Consider the following 17,270-nt stretch of genomic DNA (forward strand, 5'->3'; position numbering starts at 1 on the left):
CTGGCGCCACCCTCCCGACGGCCTTGAGGCCGGCGAATAGGTGGCGCATACCAGGTCCCTCACGGGGCCTTTTTTATTGTCCGAAATGACCCGAGAGCTAACCCGATGAGCACCAAAGCAAAAGCCAAGACGCCGAAGGCCGCGAAGGCCGAAGCACCTCAGGAGACCGGCCCGCGCCAGATGACCGGCGCCGAGATGGTCGTACAAGCGATGGTTGATCAAGGGGTAGGCCACATCTTCGGGTATCCGGGCGGCGCTGTGCTGCCGATTTACGACGCCATCTTCCAGCAGAAAAAGCTCAAGCACGTGCTGGTCCGCCACGAGCAGGGCGCGGCGCATGCGGCCGAAGGCTATGCCCGTTCGACGGGTAAAGTCGGCGCAGTCCTGGTGACCTCGGGTCCCGGCGCGACGAATGCCGTGACGGGTCTCACCGACGCGCTGATGGATTCGATTCCGATGGTCTGCATCACGGGTCAGGTGCCGACGCATCTCATCGGCAACGACGCGTTTCAGGAAGCCGACACGGTCGGCATCACGCGTCCCTGCACCAAGCACAACTACCTCGTGAAGAATATCGCGGATCTGGCGCGCATCCTGCACGAAGCGTTCTACGTTGCAGGCAACGGCCGCCCGGGTCCGGTCGTCATCGACATCCCGAAAGACATTCAGTTCGCGACCGGCACTTATACGGGTCCGTCGAATGTCGCGCACAAGACCTACAAGCCGCGCCTCGACGGCGACCCGATGCGCATCAAGGAAGCCGTCGCGCTGATGGCCACCGCGCGCCGGCCGATCTTCTACACGGGTGGCGGCGTCATCAACTCGGGCCCGGCGGCGAGCCGCTTGCTACGCGAGCTCGTGCGCCTGACAGGCTTCCCGATCACCTCGACGCTGATGGGCCTCGGCGCTTATCCGGCGTCCGACAAACAGTGGCTCGGCATGCTCGGCATGCACGGCACCTACGAAGCGAACTGGGCGATGCATGACTGCGACGTCATGATCAACATCGGTGCGCGTTTCGACGACCGCATCACGGGTCGCCTGGACGCCTTCTCGCCGGGCTCGCGGAAGATCCACGTCGATATCGATCCGTCGTCGATCAACAAGACCATCAAGGTCGACGTGCCGATCATCGGCGATTGCGCGCATGTGCTCGCCGAGATGGTCGACGCCTGGAAGGCGACAAAGCAGAAGACCGACAAGGCGACGATCGGCACATGGTGGAAACAGATCGAAACCTGGCGCCGCCGCGACTGCCTCGCGTATCGCCAGTCGAAAGACATCATCAAGCCGCAGTACGCCGTTGAGCGCCTCTACGAACTGACGAAGGATCGCGACACTTACATCACGACCGAAGTCGGTCAGCATCAGATGTGGGCCGCGCAGTTTTACAAGTTCGAAGAGCCGAAACGTTGGATGACGTCCGGCGGTCTCGGCACGATGGGCTACGGCTTGCCGGCCGCGGTCGGCGTGCAGATGGCGCATCCGAAGGCCCTGGTGATCGACATTGCGGGCGAAGCCTCCGTGCTGATGAATATGCAGGAGATGTCGACGGCGGCGCAGTATCGCCTGCCGATCAAGATCTTCATCCTCAACAATGAATACATGGGCATGGTTCGCCAGTGGCAGGAGCTGCTGCACGGCGGCCGTTATTCGGAGAGCTACTCGGAAGCCTTGCCGGATTTCGTGAAGCTCGCCGAGGCCTATCACGCGGTCGGAATTCGCTGCTCCAATCCGGCCGATCTCGATGATGCGATCAAGGAAATGATCAACGTCGACAAGCCGGTCATCTTCGACTGCCTCGTCGACAAGATGGAAAACTGCTTCCCGATGATTCCATCGGGCCGAGCGCACAACGAAATGATCCTGGGTGACGCCGCGCAAAATCTCGATGAGGCGATCACCGAGGAAGGCAAAACGCTGGTGTGAGCATGATCGAACGTAAGATTCTCGGTACACTCGTGACGGCCGTCGCTCTCGTAGCGGCTGTTGCAACGGCTTCGGCGCAAGACAAAAAGGTCGTCGACAACGTCGTCTCGGCTGCGCGTAAACTTGCAGAGACGGAAAAGGCGAAGGGCCTTGGCTCAGCTTTCGGCGAGATGCGTGCGTGCTACGAGCGAGAACTGCAGTTCTCGCATGTCTTCACGCCGCCGCTTCAGGTTTGCGTTGCGCAGGACATGATCGTCTCGCGCGTCGTCGCCGAGTTCAGCAAGACCATGACGGCGGACGCGCGAAAGGCGAATGAGTTGCCGGAAGCTGAAGTCGCCATTAGCGCGATGCAGGAGCGCATCGTCGGCACCTTCCAGCGTATTCGCCTCTCGCCCGAAGAGGCAAAAACCTTCACCGAAATCGTTCGCGTCCAAGGCATGGATGCATACGGGCGAGCCCGTTATCCCGAACGCTATAAGTAGACGGAACCAGACAGTGAACATCTCGCATTATCAAACCGCGACCGTCACCGAGAAGATCGAGCGGCACACATTGTCTGTTCTGGTCGATAACGAACCGGGTGTACTCGCCCGCGTCATCGGTCTCTTTTCAGGGCGCGGTTACAACATCGATTCGCTGACCGTTTCCGAGACCGAGCACGAGAAGCATCTATCGCGCATCACGGTCGTTACCACCGGAACGCCGATGGTGATCGAGCAGATCAAGAACCAGCTCGATCGTCTCGTCCCGGTGCATCGCGTCGTCGATCACACCGTGCAAGGTTCGTCGATCGAGCGCGAGCTCGCGATGGTGAAGGTGCGCGGGCAGGGCGACGATCGCGTCGAGGCGCTGCGTCTCGCCGACGCATTCCGTGCGCGTGTGATCGATGCGAAGACCGAGAGCTTCGTGTTCGAGATTACGGGCGGCACCGAGAAGGTCGAGACCTTCATCAATCTCATGCTGCCGCTCGGCCTCGTCGAAGTGTCACGCACGGGCGTCGCGGCGATCAGCCGCGGCCCGGAGCCGATGTAAGAACCGCCGACCCAACGGGGCATCTTATGCGAATTCAGTTGGCTACCGTTTTGGCGCTCGGCCTTGCCGTGCCGGCATCGGCGCAGACGGCGGCTCCGCCCGCCGCCAAGCCACCCATGGCAACATCCCAAGCCGCCAAGCCGACGCAACCCACAGTTGCGTGGACGTACGGTCAGCATCCACTGTGGGGCATGTCGGCCTGGGTCACAGCGGGCGACCATAGCGTCGGCATGCGCTGCCTGCCACCGAGCAACCAGCCAGGGCCGGTTTTTGCGATGCTATTCACACCGGGCCTCGTGCAGACGACGCCGAACGGCGCCTCGATCAACTACAAGCTCACCGGGACGCGCGGCGAGGGCGGCTACACGGTCGACAAGAAGAGCGGTTACTTCGAGGGCGAGGGCTCGACCTGCGGGCTCAGCGTCCACGAGATGCTCAAGGGCAAGACGCTTGTCCTCGACGATGGCGCGGAAAAGCCTAAGGTTTTGGGCCGCGTTCCGCTGAGCGGTGCAAAGGCCGCAGTGCAAAAACTCATGGCCGCTTGCCCTGCCATGAAACGCGACTTCGAGAGTTGCGGCGATTGAGTGCCATCTGAGCGACTCACAGAATGAACGCGGCGACCGTCAACGATTGAATTCCCTGCAGCGCGACTGAAAAGTCTGCAATGCCGTCGCCGTTCACGTCGCCTTCGACGATCGTCATGCCGTTGCTCGTGCCGTAGCGCAATTGACCGGCTGCGCGCGAGAAAGCCGATGTGCCGATGAATGCAAACGCCTGGTTCCCCGCCACGAGCGTGTTTGCATCGATGCCGCTGAGCGCGAGAATGTCATTCTCCGTGCGCGAGAAATCGGTGATGAAGTCGCGCGTCGCAGCCGTCACTCCGCTGTCGCCGATAACGTCGAACTGAAAGCGGTCCGCACCTGCGCCGCCAGTCATCGTGTCGACGCCGAGGCCGCCGATCAGCGTGTCGTTCTGATCGCCGCCTAGCAGCCGGTCGTTGCCAGCCAAACCGAAAAGTTTGTCGGCCCCGCTGAGCCCGCTCAAAGTGTTGGCGCCGGCATCGCCGTAGAGTTCATTGGCGAGCGCGTTGCCAGTGCCGCTGGTCGAAAGGTCGCCAGACAATGTGAGTTTCTCGACGTTGTCCGGCAGCGTGAACGAAACGGAGCTGCGAACCGTATCGTAGCCTTCGCCAACGGCTTCGCTGACACGGTCGCCAATATCGTCGACGTAGAAGATGTCATCGCCGGCGCCACCGATCATCCAGTCGGCGCCGAGACCGCCCGTCAGAATGTCGTTGCCGGCGCCGCCGTCGAGCGTGTCATTGCCGGCAAGACCATTCAACGCGTCGTTGCCCGCAAGGCCAGTGATCATATCCGCGGCGGCCGTTCCCTTCAGGTTGTCGTTGCCGCTGGTGCCGACGATACCGCCCTGCGGCGGTGGATCAGTCGGCTGCGTCGTCGTCTGGTAGACGTGAACGTAGTCGACGTACATGTATGACGGGTTGGGGGTTTGATTGATCGGGAACCCGCCGCCCAGCGCGAGATCAAGCAAGATATACATCGGCTGCTTGTGCGACTCGGGCGTTGCGGTGCGCCAGACTTCCTGACCATCGAAGTAGAAGATCGTCGATGTCGGTGTGACGTTGACGCCGTAGTCGTGAAAGCCGGACGTCATCACGTTGGCGCCGACAATATGCTGTTTTGCCACGCTTGCGCTTGGCTGACTGCCGTCACGATACCAGGTGTGCACGGCCGACGAATAACGATCGCCGAGCGCCGAACCATGTTGCTCCATCACGTCGATCTCGGCGGTGAATTGCGAGCGATCGAGACCAATCAACCAAAATGCCGGCCAGACCCCGGCGCCGCTCGGTAGCTGCGCACGCATCTCGAAGTAACCGTATTGCTGCGAAAAGCCGTGCCCTTGCGCGTCGACCGAAGCGAGCAGGCCGGATTGCCACTGACCGCTGCTTTTACTCGCTTCGATGCGGAGTACGCCGTTGGTCACCGTAAACGGAAAGCCGTTGGCGGGATCGGCAAACGTCGCGTCGCCGAAATCTCCGTTCCACGGCGTGTGCGCGATCCAGCGCGTGCCGGGGCCCCACGCCGAGACGCTGAGCTCGTTGAACTCTTCGGTGAATGTGGCCGTATATCCGGACGGAACCATCTTCCCTCACAACCTGCAGGCGGAATTGGAGCGTGTTCGCAAGCAACCGCCGTTACGCGCGCGATCGGCGAATACTGGGATAGGTCGAATATTGATCAGCAGGCCGCTTGGGTTACACAAGTATAACGGTGTTAGCGCTGCCGAATCGAAGTGTATCCCTGAGGTAATACGTCTGAAAGTTGAAGATATGGGCAAATCTAAACTTGGTTCGTTCCGTGTGGAGCAACCCGTTCAAATCCGAACATTTGAAGCACGCTTCGCCGGAAATTCGGCGAGCGCCGCAGGCGAAAAACAATGAAAACAGATGTTCCCAACCCGTCTCACGCTGGCTAAAAGCGGAAGCCATTTTTCGACCTGCCGCCCGAACGGGTTGGCCAACTCCCCACGAGGAAACGTTCCCATGCGTGTTTATTACGATCGCGATGCCGACTTGAACCTGATCAAGGGTAAGAAAGTCGCCGTCATCGGTTACGGCAGCCAGGGCCATGCTCACGCGCTCAACATGCGCGACTCGGGCGTGAAAGACATTGCAATCGGCCTGCGCAAGGGCTCGCTTTCGGCGAAGAAGGCCGAGGGCGAAAAACTCAAGGTGATGGAAGTCGCCGACGCCGCCAAGTGGGCCGACGTCGTGATGATGCTCACGCCGGACGAGCTGCAAGGCGACATCTATCGCGAGCACCTGCACGACAACATGAAGAACGGCGCCGCGATCATGTTCGCGCACGGCCTTAACGTTCACTTCAATCTCATCGAGCCGCGTGCCGATCTCGACGTGCTGATGGTCGCGCCGAAGGGCCCGGGACACACGGTGCGTTCGGAATATCAGCGCGGCGGCGGCGTGCCGTGCCTCATCGCGATCCACAAGGACGCGTCGGGCAATGCGCATGACCTCGGCCTCTCGTACGCATCGGCAGTCGGCGGTGGCCGCGCCGGCATCATCGAGACGACGTTCCAGGAAGAGTGCGAGACGGACTTGTTCGGCGAGCAGGTCGTGCTCTGCGGCGGTCTCGTCGAGCTTATCAAGGCCGGCTACGAGACGCTGGTCGAAGCCGGCTATGCGCCGGAAATGGCCTACTTCGAGTGCTTGCACGAAGTGAAGCTGATCGTCGACCTGATCTACGAAGGCGGCATCGCGAACATGAACTACTCGATCTCGAACACCGCCGAGTTCGGCGAATACGTGACGGGTCCGCGTATCATCACGGCCGAGACGAAGGCCGAAATGAAGCGCGTGCTCGCCGACATTCAGCAGGGCAAGTTCACCCGCGACTGGATGCTCGAGAACCGCGTCAACCAGACGTCGTTCAAGGCGACCCGCGCGGCTCTCGCCCGCCACCCGATCGAAGAAGTCGGCGCTAAGCTCCGCGACATGATGCCGTGGATCAAGAAGGGCGCGCTGGTCGACAAAGCCAAAAACTAAGAGCGCTTATCGCTCCGAAGAAAAGGGCCGCTTCGTGCGGCCCTTTTTTTTGGCCGGGATGGACGACGGTATCGTCTTGCGCCATCGTTGCTAGTCTTCCATACGGCGCGTCACATGCACACAGCCGAACTCGTCCTACAGCTTCTCTTTGCCGTCGCCGTGTCGGGCTTGCTCGTCCGCCTGACGCGCATCCCGGCGCCGTTCGTGCAAATCGCGCTGGGTGCGGCTTTGGCTTGGCCTCAGCTTGGCGGCATCCACGTGATGCTCGACCCAGAGCTTTTCCTGCTGCTGTTCATTCCGCCGCTGCTGTTCATCGATGGTTTGAACGCGCCGAAGCGCGAGTTGCGCGAGCTTTGGCTGCCGATAGGGTCGCTGGCTTTCGGTCTCGTCTTTTTCACGATCGCAGTTGTCGGGCCGCTGTTGCATTGGCTCATCCCGGCGCTGCCGCTGCCTGTCGCTTACGCGCTCGCGGCAGTGCTTTCGCCGACGGATGCGGTCGCGGTCTCGTCGCTGATCGACCGCGCGAAGATGCCGCCGCGCCTCATGCATTTGCTGGAAGGCGAGGCGCTGCTCAACGATGCGTCCGGTCTCGTTGTCTTTCGCTTTGCAATCGCGGCGGCGCTCACCGGCACCTTCGTCCTAAAGTCCACTTACGGGCCGTTTGTTCTGGTCGCAGCCGGTGGCGCGCTTGCGGGACTCGTGACGCTGGTCGTTCTGGCTCAGGCGCAGCGTTTCTTGGCGAAGCTCGGCGACATCGCACCGGAAGTGCAGGTGTTGGTCAATCTCTTGCTGCCGTTCGCGGCCTACATCGTGGCAGAGCAATTCCACGCGTCCGGCATCATCGCGGCCGTGACAGCGGGACTGCTGTTCCGCTGGTCCGGGATGTACAAGCACATCGGTCTGGCGGCTGGAATTCAAAGCAACATCGTCTCCGGGACGATCGCTTTTGTCTTCAACGGCATGGTGTTTCTGCTGCTCGGCTTGCAACTGCCGGACATCATCCGGAAGGTGCCGCCCGAAATTGCGTCGCGGCATGCATGGCTTGAGCCGCTCGCCGTGATCGTCGCGCTGACGATCGGCCTCCTCATCGTTCGTTTTGTCTTCGTCATGGGCAATGCAAAAATCCGCTACATCGCAGTGCGGCTGCGAGGACGGGTCGCAAGCCGGATGCCGCTGTTTGCGGCATTTGCGCTGTCGATTGGCGGTGTGCGCGGCGCTGTCACGCTCGCCGGCGTGATGTCGATCCCGCTGCTGCTGCCGAACGGAGCGCCATTTCCGGGACGCGACCTCGCGATCTTCCTCGCCGCCGGTGTCATCATTTGCTCGCTCGTGATCGCGGCTTTGGTGTTGCCATTCATCACGTCGAAGTTGACGCTGCCGTCGGACAATCCGCTCGAAACCGAGGAGCGTGCGGCTCGCATCGCAGCGGCCTCCGCCGCGATCGCGACCATTCAGGAGCGCGCGGGTGGACTCGCAGCGTCTGAGGAATTGGCGACGGCGGCTGCCGAACGCCTGATCGCCAGTTATCGGTTGCGCATCGCAGCCGCCGAAGACGGCAATGCGCAGCAAGATGAAGCGCGGACATTGTCGCGGTTGGAGGATGATTTGCGTCTCGCCGCGATCGCCTCCGAGCGACTTGCGGTCCGCGAACTTTTCGTCAAGCGCAAGATCGGCGATGAGACCGTGAACCGTCTCATGAGCGATCTTGCGATGACGGAAGCGACGCTGCGGAAATTCCGCGGCGCCAATACGAAAGCTTGAGCGGCTATTCGTCTTTCTCTTTCTTCTTCTCTTTCTTTTCCTTAAGCGGGCCTTCCGCCATCAGCGCGGCGCGCGCGGCTTTAAGCTCGGCCAATTGCTCTTTCGGCAATGTCGGGAATTTCGGATCGATCTTTTCCAGTGCATCGAGGATGGCACCCGCCATCACTAACCGCGCAAACCACTTGCGATCGGCCGGCACGACGTACCAAGGCGCCTCTGGAGTGGCTGTGGAGCGGATCGCGTCTTCATACGCTTCCATGTACTTCGAAAACAGTTTTCGCTCGGTGACGTCGGCCATGTTGAACTTCCAGTTCTTGGCCGGCTCGTCGATGCGCGAGAGGAAGCGCTTGCGCTGCTCGTCCATCGAAACGTTTAGGAAGATCTTAATCGGGCGAATGCCGTTGCGCGCGATGTAAGCTTCGAAGCTGCGGATATCTTCGAGGCGATCCTTGTAGATGTTGGGAGTGATCGAGTCTCTCGGCAGCTTTTGATGTTCGAGAATATTCGGATGGACGCGCGTAATGAGGACTTCTTCGTAATACGAGCGATTGAAGATCCCGATGCGTCCGCGCTCGGGCAGGACGTTCGTCGTGCGCCACATGAAATCGTGGTCGAGTTCGGTGGAGGTCGGTGCTTTGAACGAATGCACGACGACACCGGCCGGATTGACGCCCGACGTAACAGCCGCGATTGCGCTGTCTTTGCCAGCCGCGTCCATCGCCTGCACGATAACGAGCAGCGCCGACCGATCGTCGGCGTAGAGCTTCGCCTGAAGATCCGCGATCTTGCTCACGGTCTCGGCGAGCAACGTGGCGGCGTCTTCCTTTGAAATGTCGACGCCGGCCGTGTCATTGGTTTTGTAATCGGCAAGGCGAAACTTCTTGCCGTTGGTAACCTTGAAAGAATCGATAACCTTTTTGGAAATCACTGTGCGCTCCCTATCGCATTACGCGCGGGAGTTTTGCCGGTCGCTTACTGAAAGTCAAAGCCGCTCAACGCTTGCGAAGTAAGCGCGGATGAAATCCGGCATGACGTCGCGGAGGTCGTCCGGACCGCGGACGATATACATATCCGCAAGCTCGGGCTCGGTTTGCAACGATAGATTGTGACGGATGCGCTCGCGCGCTGCATCCGCCGGTTCATCAAGTTGCATGATCTTGATCAGCGCGATGCGTGGGCCGGCAAAGATACAGGTCCAGTCGGGAGCCGGCGTGTAGTCGGCGGGGGTGAGGCCCGTTTCTTCATCGATCTCGCGCGTGAGGCTAGCGTTGAGGTCTACGGTTTCACCCACGAGGTCGTTCGGATCCGGTGTGCCACTCGGAAAGTAAATATTTCCGGCATTCGCCGTGTGCTCGCCCATGACGCCGAGGAGGTATCCTCCGTCGCTTCCGCGCAGCGCGCCTTGCGCAAAGCAATTCCACACGGGCGGCGGCGGATTGCCGAAATCACGCCACGCGATGAAGCTTGCGAAGTCAGTCTCAAGATACGCGCCGCGCAGCGTATCGCCGCTGAGATCGTGGCGATGCATCAGCAGCACGCGGCCATTGTACATCGCGGGTTTCTCAGCGCGAAGCTTGGCAAAATGCGCGTCGATCTCCGCGTGCCGCTCGACCGCGAACGGCCACGGCTGCGGCTCGAAACGAAGATCGAGATGATTGACGCGAGCGACTTTCACGCGACGATCTCGCCGCGTGCGACGACGACCGCATCGCCGCCGATCGAGGCTCTGGTGATCGCGCCGGCTTTGAGCGTGAGCGTGAGATGCATGATGCTCGGGCGGCCCATCTCGTAGCCTTGCTCCACGGCAAGCTCGTGTGTGCCGTCCGAGAGGCCGCCGCTTTGCGCGATCAGTCCGGCAAACGCCGCGAGCGCGGAACCGGTGGCAGGATCTTCTATGATGCCCATCGTCGGCGCGAACATGCGCGCGTGAAAGGCGTGGCCCGTCTCCGCCGTCTCGCGGCAAAAAAGGAACGGCGAGGCGGCTTTGCCGAGCCCGTAAGCGGCTTCCCAATGCGCCGTGTTGGCGTTGGCGCGCGCGATGGCATCGAGCCCGCGCACCGGCACCATCGTGAAGGCATTGCCTGCCGACCAGACGCCCGGCGCGAAATCGTCGCAGCCGAGATCGTCAAGCGTGAGCGAGAGCGAATGCGCGATGATTTCAGCTTCAGCCGCGTCGGCGACCCGCCTCGGCAACTTCGGCAGATCGAAGGTCGCGAAGCCGTGGCCATCGCCGCGTTTCTCGGACCGGCAGGAGACTTCGCCGATCTCCTCCTTGAGGACAAACGCGCCCGGCGCATCGAGGCCAAGCCACACGGCAGTGCCGACTGTAGGATGCCCTGCGAAGGGAAGCTCGGCCTTCGGCGTAAAGATGCGCAAGCGCGCGCGGTGTTTGTCGCTCTCCGGCGGAAGCAGAAACACGGTTTCGGGGAGATTGAATTCGCGCGCGATCGTCTGCATCGCTTCGGTATCGAGGCCTTCGCCATCGCGGACGACCGCGAGTGGATTTCCAGCAAAGCGCCGCGAGGTGAAAACATCGAGCACTGTGTAAGGACGCGTCTTCATAGTGGCTGAACCTCAAACGTGGTGCTGGGAGTAACGAATTCGTCCTGTGCCGCAACGAGAACGATCTCGCGCGAATCCGCCTCGGCCGTGCGTTTGAGCAAGCCGTAGACCGAGGCGGCGGCAGCCCCGAGCGCTGTCGCGACCGAACCTGAGCGCAGCCAGTGAGCGAAGAACAACGCAGCGATCGCATCGCCGGCGCCGTTGACGGAGATCGGCAGCTTCGGCGTCCGCACGCGATAGCGTTTACCGCCATCCGATGCGATGAGATCGATGGCGTCGTTCGGCGTATCTTCGGTGATCAGCGACGTGACGAGGATTGCGGGCGGGCCGAGAGCATGCAAAGCATCGACCGCCGCGAGTGCATCGCTCAAAGTCGCGGTGGAGCGGCCGGTGAGCAGGTCGAGCTCGAACTGGTTCGGCGTGATGACATCGGCAGCCGGCACCGCGCGTTCGCGCATGAACTCCGCGATGCCGGGCCGTACGAAAACGCCGCGTCCGACATCGCCGATGACCGGGTCGCAGCAATAGCGCGCATTCGGGTTGGCGGCGCGCACTTCCGCCACCGCATGCAGAATAGCTTCGCCGATGCCGGCGTCACCCATGTAACCCGACAGCACGCCATCGCATCGCGGCAGCACACCGCGTTCAGCGATACCGGCAAAAACCTCGCGCACGAAGTCGCCGTCAAACACACGCCCGCGCCATGCGCCATAGCCGGTGTGGTTAGAGAACTGTACGGTATGGATCGGCCAAACCTCGACGCCGATCCGCTGCAGCGGAAACACGGCCGCGTCGTTGCCGACATGACCGTACGCAACGTGAGATTGGATCGAGAGAAGGTTCATTCATCGCACCTGGAACTACCGACGTATTGGTAGCGCGCCGATCCAGGTGCGACAAATGCATTTCCGCGATGGTTTCGATCAGTTCCGCGATGATTAGCGGAACGCGACCTTGGCCACCTTGTCTTTGTATTCTTCCTTCGGGTCAGCGCCGAACATCAGCTTGATGCCCGCCATGATGCTGGAAGCGTCTTCCCAGATCTCTGCGCGCTCGGCGTCGAAGCGGAGCAGGGCGACCTTCGGGTCTTCCTTGCCGCCCTTGAACCAGGCTTCGACGTAGCGGTTCCACAAGCGATCGATATTCTCGCGGCTGGTGTCGAGCGACAGCCCGCCATGTACGGTCGCGAACAGCTTGTGGTTCTTCGACGTGAAGGTAGCGATGGCGCGGGCGTGCTGCGTGACCTTTTTGGCGAGGTCCGTGTCGGTCGACGTGAAGAACCAGATCGGTCCACGATCACCGTCGACCTGCGCCGTCATCGGGCGCGCATGACCGTCCTCGACACCGTCGAGACCGATCATCATCGTCATGTCGGATTTGAGAGCTTTCCAGAATTCAGCTTCGAGTTCCTGCGGGGTGGGCATTGACGCCTCCAATCTCGGGGATGAGTTGGCAGGTCAACGGGCCGCGCCCGCATGAAGTTCCCGCGCCTCGGCGGGTTCCGTCATTTGCGCCGCGGCGGACCCTGCGGATGCTTCGGCAGATCGGGGTGCATCTGGTCCCAGCCTTGTGCGCTGGCGGTAAAGAGGTCGACCGCCGGCTTGAACAGAGCCGGGTCGTCGAGCGTCGCTGCCTGGATGCCGAGAATGTTCGGCATCGCCTCCAGCTTGATGCTGACCGGGTTGCCGCATTCCGGACAGAAGCCGCGATCGACGCGGTTGCCGCTGATCCCGGTCGAGGCGTGATACTTCGGCTCGCTCGAGAGCGTCACGGCGCCTTTGTCGAATACGACGATTGCCGCATAGGCCGAGCCGCTCGCGCGCTGACAGTGGCGGCAATGGCAATTGAGCATGGTGACCGGATCGGCGGCGGCCTCGTATTTGATCGCGCCGCAAGCGCAACCACCGTGAAGCTTTTGCGTCATTGCCGTCTCCCGTTGCTCAAGCCCCGCCCGCCGCCTTCTTCACGAAGCGCGCATCGAATGTCTTACTCAAATCGACATTCGCGCCTTTCAGTTCCTCGTCGAAATCCTTCAGCATGCCGTAGGCGTTCTTCATGCCGGCGTCCGACACGATACCGTCCTTGGAATACATCGCCTTCGAAGCCTCGAACGCCTTTTTGTAGAGCGCGACATCGCCGAGGTGATATTCGGGCGGCACCGTCTTCGCGACGTCGTCGGCGCTCGCCTTCTCGAGCCACTTGAGCGTCTTGTAGAAGGCGTTGACCACGCGCTGCACCGTCTCGGGATTTTTCTGCACGAAGTCGGCCTTGAAGTAGACGACGGCGGCCGGGTTGTTTCCGCCGAACAGCTTCTGGTTTCCTTCTTCGCTACGGCTGTCGGCGAGCACGACGATGTCGCCGTCTTGCTCCAGCTTCGAAATCACCGGATCGAGATTGCTGATCGCGTCGATATCGCCTTTCTTCATCGCCGCAACCGCGCCGGCGCCGCCGCCAATGCCGATGATCGAGACGTCGGAGGTTTTGAGCCCTTCCTTGCCGATCAGTGCGTTGGCGAAGAAGTGCGTCGATGAGCCCGGCGCCGTCACGCCGATCTTCGCGCCCTTGAGGTCCTTCAGCGTCTTGATCTTGTCGGCGCGATCCTTGCGCACCGCGATCACGATGCCGGGAAAGCGGCCTAGTTCGGTGACGGCGACAATCGGTTGGTTTTTCACCTGCATGCGGATCGTATGCTCGTAGGCGCCTGTCACGACATCGGCCGAACCGCCGATCAGCGACTGCAGCGATTTCGCGCCGCCGCCGAAATCCGTGATCGTGACGTCGAGACCTTGCTCCTTGAAGTAGCCGAGGCGCTCCGCCAGCGTGAGCGGCAAATAGTAGAGCAAGCCCTTGCCGCCAACGCCGAGCGTCAGCGATTTCTTTTCTTGAGCCAGTGCAGGCGTCGTCGCGGACAGCGCCAATGCGCCGGTGCCGATAACGAACGAGCGGCGTGTGGTCATGACTATGCTCCTCTAAGTTCTGGTATCGGCGACGGCGGGTCGCCAGGCCAGTAATCTGTTCTCGACCAGCGTCACCAGCAGGTCGATCGCGATAACGAATGCGGCGAGCACGACCATGCCGGCGAAAACGCCTGCGACGTCGAACACGCCCTCGGCTTGTTGGATGATGTAGCCGAGGCCTGCCGCCGAGCCGAGATATTCGCCGACCACAGCGCCGACGACTGCGAAGCCGACCGACGTGTGTAGCGACGAAAACATCCACGACAGCGCGGACGGCCAGTAAACGTGGCGCATCAATTGGCGCTCGCTCATGCCAAGCATGCGCGCGTTGTTGAGCACGGTCGGCGAGACTTCCTTCACGCCCTGATAGACGTTGAAGAAGACGATGAAGAACACCAGCGTCACGCCGAGCGCAACCTTCGACCAGATGCCGAGGCCGAGCCACAGCGCGAAGATCGGCGCCAGCACGACGCGGGGCAGCGCGTTCGCCATCTTCACGTAAGGATCGAACACGGCGGCGACGAGCGGCTTGCGGGCGAACCAGAAGCCGATCAGCACGCCGCCGACGGAGCCGATGACGAAGGCGAGTGCGGCTTCGATCAGCGTGATCCAGAGATGACCCCAGATCGTGCCCTCAACGAACCACTTCACGATGCGCGCGCCGACATCGCCAGGCGTCGAGAAGAAGAACGGCGGCAAGAGAATGGTGCAGTTCTTCTCGAAGCCGAGTCTCGCGAGACCGCAGATCTCGTACTTCGTCAGCACATGCCAGAGTCCGATCGCGACGACCGCGACGAGAATTTGCAACGACAGCAGTTGGATGCGGTTTATCTTCATCAGCCGCCACCCGTCTGCTGATAGCCCTTCATCACCTCGTCCTTCAGCGTCTCCCAGATTTCGCGATGTATCCGATGGAAAGCCGGATCGAGTTTGATCTCGGCGGTGTCGCGCGGGCGCGAGAGCGGCACACGCCAGTCGCCGATGATGCGGGCGGCCGGGCCTGCCGACATGATGACGACGCGGTCCGATAGGGCGATCGCTTCCTCGAGGTCGTGCGTCACGAACATCACGGCTTTGCGATCCTGGTTCCACAAGTCGAGCAGCAGATTGCCCATGATCTGCCGCGTCTGCGCATCGAGCGGGCCGAACGGTTCGTCCATCAGCAGGATCTTCGGATCACGAATGAGCACCTGTGCGAGGCCGACGCGTTTGCGCTGGCCGCCGGACAGCATGTGCGGGAAGCGCGGTCCAAAACCGGCAAGGCCGACGCGCGCGAGCCAATCCTCGGCACGGCGCAAAGCTTCACGCCGAGGTGTACCGGAGATTTCGAGCGCGATCGCGATATTGTCCTGCGCGGTCTTCCACGGAAATAACGCTTCGGCCTGGAAGAGATAACCGGCTTGCCGGTTCAGGCCGCGAAGCGGAGCATCGAAGATATCGGCAACACCGCGCGATGGCTTCAAGAGCCCGGCCGCGACGTTGAGCAAAGTCGACTTTCCGCAACCGGTCGGGCCGACGATCGCGACGAACTCGCCGTCGCCGACATCGAGCGACGCGTCGGCAACCGCGGTGTATGTCCCGCGGTCGGCCAGCGTGAATGAAATCGTGACATCGCGCAGCGAAACGGCTTGCGATCCTGAAGGCATCGTCTCCCCGGAGGGTCGTTTTTATCTGTCCGGAACCTAGACGATTGCGGCGCGATACGCCAACCGCGCGCTACATTCCCTTGATCATACCTGCATCGATCAACAGACGATTGAAGCGACTGGCTTCCGCGCCATTGCGGCAACGGTAGAACACGCCGCCGCAGCGCTGCAGGATCTTTTTCTGCTCGGCGAAAGAAGGATCGAGCGGCACGCCCGCGGCTTCCAGCACGACCAGCGGGAGATACGCCGCGTCGAGCGTGTCGAGTGCGGGCGAGAGGTCGGCAGGTTTATAGTTGATAGTATCGATCGCGTAATAGGTCTTGAGGAAACGCGGATCGCCCGCCGCGAATCGCCGCGACAACGCCGTCTCATCGAGCGACGGGTCCATCAACGGGGAAGCGATGCTCGGTTGATGATCGCCGAAGCGAACGATGAGGAATTTTTCGTCTGGAAAGTTGCGCTTCAAACGATCCTTCAAGTCCGCATAGTCGTTGCGGCTGATCTGTTGGCGGCGCAGATATTCGTCGACCTCGGAGCCGTTGCCGAGCGCTTTCCAGCCCGGCGTAAGCAGCGGCCGGAAGCGGAAGTCCCACGGGAAGTGGTTGGCGGCCGTGTAGACCATCATGAACAGCGGCGATTTGCTGCTGCGCTCTTTCGCGATGATGTCGGTCGCCGCGTTAAAGTAGAACGCGTCGGCTTCAAGCCCCTTCGCGCCGAGCGCTTTCGAGTCGAGGAAGTTCTCGATGCCGGCAGTGTTCTGGAAGTTCCGCGCCGAGAGGAACGCGCCCATGAACGGGTAGAGGCTGAACGTCTTGTAGCCGCAGTGACGCAGATTATACGGCAGCCCGCGCTCGACGCGGCCCGACGCGATGCGCGTCACGAAATCGGCGAAGCGGCCGTACGACTTCGTCGAAAGCCCCGTCAGCACGTTGTATTCGGTAAGCCATGACGGCCCGTTGATGCCTTCGACGACGAGCTTGCGCGACTTTCCGTCGAACGATTTGAAGTGCGACTGATAATCGTTCGGCACTTTGACATTCGGCGCGACGCTGAGATCGAAACTCGATTCGTCGAAGATCATGACGATGTGGGGCAACCCGCCGGCCGGCGTGCAGCTTTCCGCCAAAGCTGGCGTCTTCAATCGATCGACGACATGCGAGTCCGCTTCGAACACGCCGCGCGTCACATATTCGTGGATCGCGCTGACGCCGGAGCGGGCGAACTTCGACACGTATTCGTTGCCGTAGAATTCGTTGTAGGGATCGCTCGGGTTCGCCCAGACGAGTCCGACGAGACCGAGCACCGACAGTGCGAGGCCTGCAAGCGCACTGCGTAAGCGAACGCGGAAGGGGTCATACCACCAGAGCATTACAAGCACGGGCGCAGCGACGAGCGCCGCAATACTCGAATAGAGCCAGAGGCGCGGGAAGATCGTGTAGAGGAAGGCGAGCGTGTCCCAATCGATGATCATGACGTCGACGAAGTTGACGGTCATGAACAGCGTGTCCTTCTTCAAACGCGACAGAAGGATGAGAACGCCGATCAGCGTGAGGGATGTCGCGGCCGCAAGGCCGGGCCGGCGGAACACCAACAGAAACGTAAAATTCAGAACGCCCCAGGCGAACAGGAAGCCGAGCTTCGAGACGAGATCCAACTCGAACGTGAACATAAGCCCGAGCGCAAAGGCATGCAGCGCCAGGATGAGCGTGGTGACCCGCGCGTCATAGCGGAACGCAGCGGCAAGGCCGAGGCGGGTCGCTAGAGATTGGATGGCGGGGGGCATCGGCCAGGAAACCG

Annotated in this window: 17 protein-coding genes; 6 read left to right on the forward strand and 11 right to left on the reverse strand. The window is 61.4% G+C overall.

Features of this window, described 5'->3' with window-relative positions:
- The first annotated feature begins 180 nt into the window (after nt 1-180).
- Genes GJW30_RS09475 through GJW30_RS09490 form a run of 4 tightly spaced genes read left to right on the forward strand, consistent with a single transcriptional unit; the run spans nt 181 to nt 3,545 of the window.
- Nucleotides 181-1,929 (forward strand): acetolactate synthase 3 large subunit, encoded by a 1,749-nt coding sequence (locus GJW30_RS09475; RefSeq protein WP_245408742.1) that lies wholly within the window; start codon nt 181-183, stop codon nt 1,927-1,929.
- A 2-nt stretch (nt 1,930-1,931) separates the two neighbouring features.
- On the forward strand, nt 1,932-2,411 hold the full coding sequence (locus GJW30_RS09480; protein ID WP_096354626.1) for a hypothetical protein: 480 nt from the start codon (nt 1,932-1,934) through the stop codon (nt 2,409-2,411).
- A gap of 13 nt (nt 2,412-2,424) precedes the next feature.
- A complete protein-coding gene (gene ilvN, locus GJW30_RS09485) occupies nt 2,425-2,961 on the forward strand; it encodes an acetolactate synthase small subunit (RefSeq protein WP_245408707.1) in 537 nt (178 codons plus the stop codon).
- Nucleotides 2,962-2,999: 38 nt separating this feature from the next.
- Nucleotides 3,000-3,545, forward strand: coding sequence for a hypothetical protein (locus GJW30_RS09490; protein ID WP_130364856.1), 546 nt, complete (start codon nt 3,000-3,002; stop codon nt 3,543-3,545).
- A gap of 16 nt (nt 3,546-3,561) precedes the next feature.
- On the opposite strand, the gene GJW30_RS09495 is transcribed toward GJW30_RS09490, so the two are convergent.
- Complete coding sequence (locus tag GJW30_RS09495; protein ID WP_096354632.1) at nt 3,562-5,127, reverse strand: family 16 glycosylhydrolase; 1,566 nt, start codon at nt 5,125-5,127, stop codon at nt 3,562-3,564.
- Nucleotides 5,128-5,527: 400 nt separating this feature from the next.
- Here GJW30_RS09495 and ilvC point away from each other — a divergent pair, with 400 nt between their 5' ends.
- Nucleotides 5,528-6,547, forward strand: coding sequence for a ketol-acid reductoisomerase (gene ilvC, locus GJW30_RS09500; RefSeq protein ID WP_096354634.1), 1,020 nt, complete (start codon nt 5,528-5,530; stop codon nt 6,545-6,547).
- Nucleotides 6,548-6,661: 114 nt separating this feature from the next.
- A complete protein-coding gene (locus GJW30_RS09505; protein ID WP_096354636.1) occupies nt 6,662-8,308 on the forward strand; it encodes a Na+/H+ antiporter in 1,647 nt (548 codons plus the stop codon).
- 4 nt (nt 8,309-8,312) lie between these two features.
- On the opposite strand, the gene GJW30_RS09510 is transcribed toward GJW30_RS09505, so the two are convergent.
- From GJW30_RS09510 to GJW30_RS09555, 10 genes are all read right to left on the reverse strand, one after another.
- Nucleotides 8,313-9,236, reverse strand: coding sequence for a polyphosphate kinase 2 family protein (locus GJW30_RS09510; RefSeq protein ID WP_096354638.1), 924 nt, complete (start codon nt 9,234-9,236; stop codon nt 8,313-8,315).
- A gap of 54 nt (nt 9,237-9,290) precedes the next feature.
- Complete coding sequence (locus tag GJW30_RS09515) at nt 9,291-9,983, reverse strand: hypothetical protein (RefSeq protein ID WP_096354640.1); 693 nt, start codon at nt 9,981-9,983, stop codon at nt 9,291-9,293.
- The gene (locus GJW30_RS09520; RefSeq protein ID WP_096354641.1) at nt 9,980-10,870 is read right to left on the reverse strand and encodes a PhzF family phenazine biosynthesis protein; all 891 of its coding nucleotides are present in this window, start codon (nt 10,868-10,870) and stop codon (nt 9,980-9,982) included. The genes GJW30_RS09515 and GJW30_RS09520 overlap by 4 nt, the downstream gene beginning before the upstream one ends.
- Nucleotides 10,867-11,715, reverse strand: coding sequence for a pyridoxal kinase PdxY (pdxY, locus tag GJW30_RS09525; protein ID WP_096354643.1), 849 nt, complete (start codon nt 11,713-11,715; stop codon nt 10,867-10,869). The genes GJW30_RS09520 and pdxY overlap by 4 nt, the downstream gene beginning before the upstream one ends.
- 93 nt (nt 11,716-11,808) lie before the next feature.
- Nucleotides 11,809-12,294, reverse strand: a complete 486-nt coding sequence (locus GJW30_RS09530; protein WP_096354645.1) for a pyridoxamine 5'-phosphate oxidase family protein — start codon at nt 12,292-12,294, stop codon at nt 11,809-11,811.
- Nucleotides 12,295-12,374: 80 nt separating this feature from the next.
- The gene (locus GJW30_RS09535; protein WP_096354647.1) at nt 12,375-12,794 is read right to left on the reverse strand and encodes a GFA family protein; all 420 of its coding nucleotides are present in this window, start codon (nt 12,792-12,794) and stop codon (nt 12,375-12,377) included.
- 16 nt (nt 12,795-12,810) lie between these two features.
- Entirely contained in the window at nt 12,811-13,827 is a 1,017-nt protein-coding gene (locus GJW30_RS09540) for an ABC transporter substrate-binding protein (RefSeq protein ID WP_096354649.1), read from the reverse strand.
- Nucleotides 13,828-13,839: 12 nt separating this feature from the next.
- Nucleotides 13,840-14,658 (reverse strand): ABC transporter permease, encoded by an 819-nt coding sequence (locus GJW30_RS09545; RefSeq protein ID WP_096358757.1) that lies wholly within the window; start codon nt 14,656-14,658, stop codon nt 13,840-13,842.
- A 5-nt stretch (nt 14,659-14,663) separates the two neighbouring features.
- Nucleotides 14,664-15,473 carry an ABC transporter ATP-binding protein gene (locus tag GJW30_RS09550; protein WP_096354651.1) on the reverse strand — a complete coding sequence of 270 codons (810 nt, stop codon included), beginning with the start codon at nt 15,471-15,473 and terminating at the stop codon, nt 14,664-14,666.
- 70 nt (nt 15,474-15,543) lie between these two features.
- The gene (locus GJW30_RS09555) at nt 15,544-17,256 is read right to left on the reverse strand and encodes a sulfatase-like hydrolase/transferase (RefSeq protein ID WP_245408708.1); all 1,713 of its coding nucleotides are present in this window, start codon (nt 17,254-17,256) and stop codon (nt 15,544-15,546) included.
- Nucleotides 17,257-17,270 lie beyond the last annotated feature (14 nt).

It is taken from the genome of Variibacter gotjawalensis (assembly GCF_002355335.1).
Lineage (GTDB): Bacteria > Pseudomonadota > Alphaproteobacteria > Rhizobiales > Xanthobacteraceae > Variibacter > Variibacter gotjawalensis.

What these genes read in the sequence shown, in the direction of transcription:
- GJW30_RS09555 (WP_245408708.1), bottom strand. Translation starts at nt 17,256, where the DNA reads ATGCCCCCCGCCATCCAATCTCTAGCGACCCGCCTCGGCCTTGCCGCT.
- GJW30_RS09495 (WP_096354632.1), bottom strand. Translation starts at nt 5,127, where the DNA reads ATGGTTCCGTCCGGATATACGGCCACATTCACCGAAGAGTTCAACGAG.
- pdxY (WP_096354643.1), bottom strand. Translation starts at nt 11,715, where the DNA reads ATGAACCTTCTCTCGATCCAATCTCACGTTGCGTACGGTCATGTCGGC.
- GJW30_RS09480 (WP_096354626.1), top strand. Translation starts at nt 1,932, where the DNA reads ATGATCGAACGTAAGATTCTCGGTACACTCGTGACGGCCGTCGCTCTC.
- GJW30_RS09475 (WP_245408742.1), top strand. Translation starts at nt 181, where the DNA reads ATGACCGGCGCCGAGATGGTCGTACAAGCGATGGTTGATCAAGGGGTA.
- GJW30_RS09520 (WP_096354641.1), bottom strand. Translation starts at nt 10,870, where the DNA reads ATGAAGACGCGTCCTTACACAGTGCTCGATGTTTTCACCTCGCGGCGC.
- GJW30_RS09505 (WP_096354636.1), top strand. Translation starts at nt 6,662, where the DNA reads ATGCACACAGCCGAACTCGTCCTACAGCTTCTCTTTGCCGTCGCCGTG.
- GJW30_RS09535 (WP_096354647.1), bottom strand. Translation starts at nt 12,794, where the DNA reads ATGACGCAAAAGCTTCACGGTGGTTGCGCTTGCGGCGCGATCAAATAC.
- GJW30_RS09530 (WP_096354645.1), bottom strand. Translation starts at nt 12,294, where the DNA reads ATGCCCACCCCGCAGGAACTCGAAGCTGAATTCTGGAAAGCTCTCAAA.
- ilvC (WP_096354634.1), top strand. Translation starts at nt 5,528, where the DNA reads ATGCGTGTTTATTACGATCGCGATGCCGACTTGAACCTGATCAAGGGT.
- GJW30_RS09550 (WP_096354651.1), bottom strand. Translation starts at nt 15,473, where the DNA reads ATGCCTTCAGGATCGCAAGCCGTTTCGCTGCGCGATGTCACGATTTCA.
- GJW30_RS09540 (WP_096354649.1), bottom strand. Translation starts at nt 13,827, where the DNA reads ATGACCACACGCCGCTCGTTCGTTATCGGCACCGGCGCATTGGCGCTG.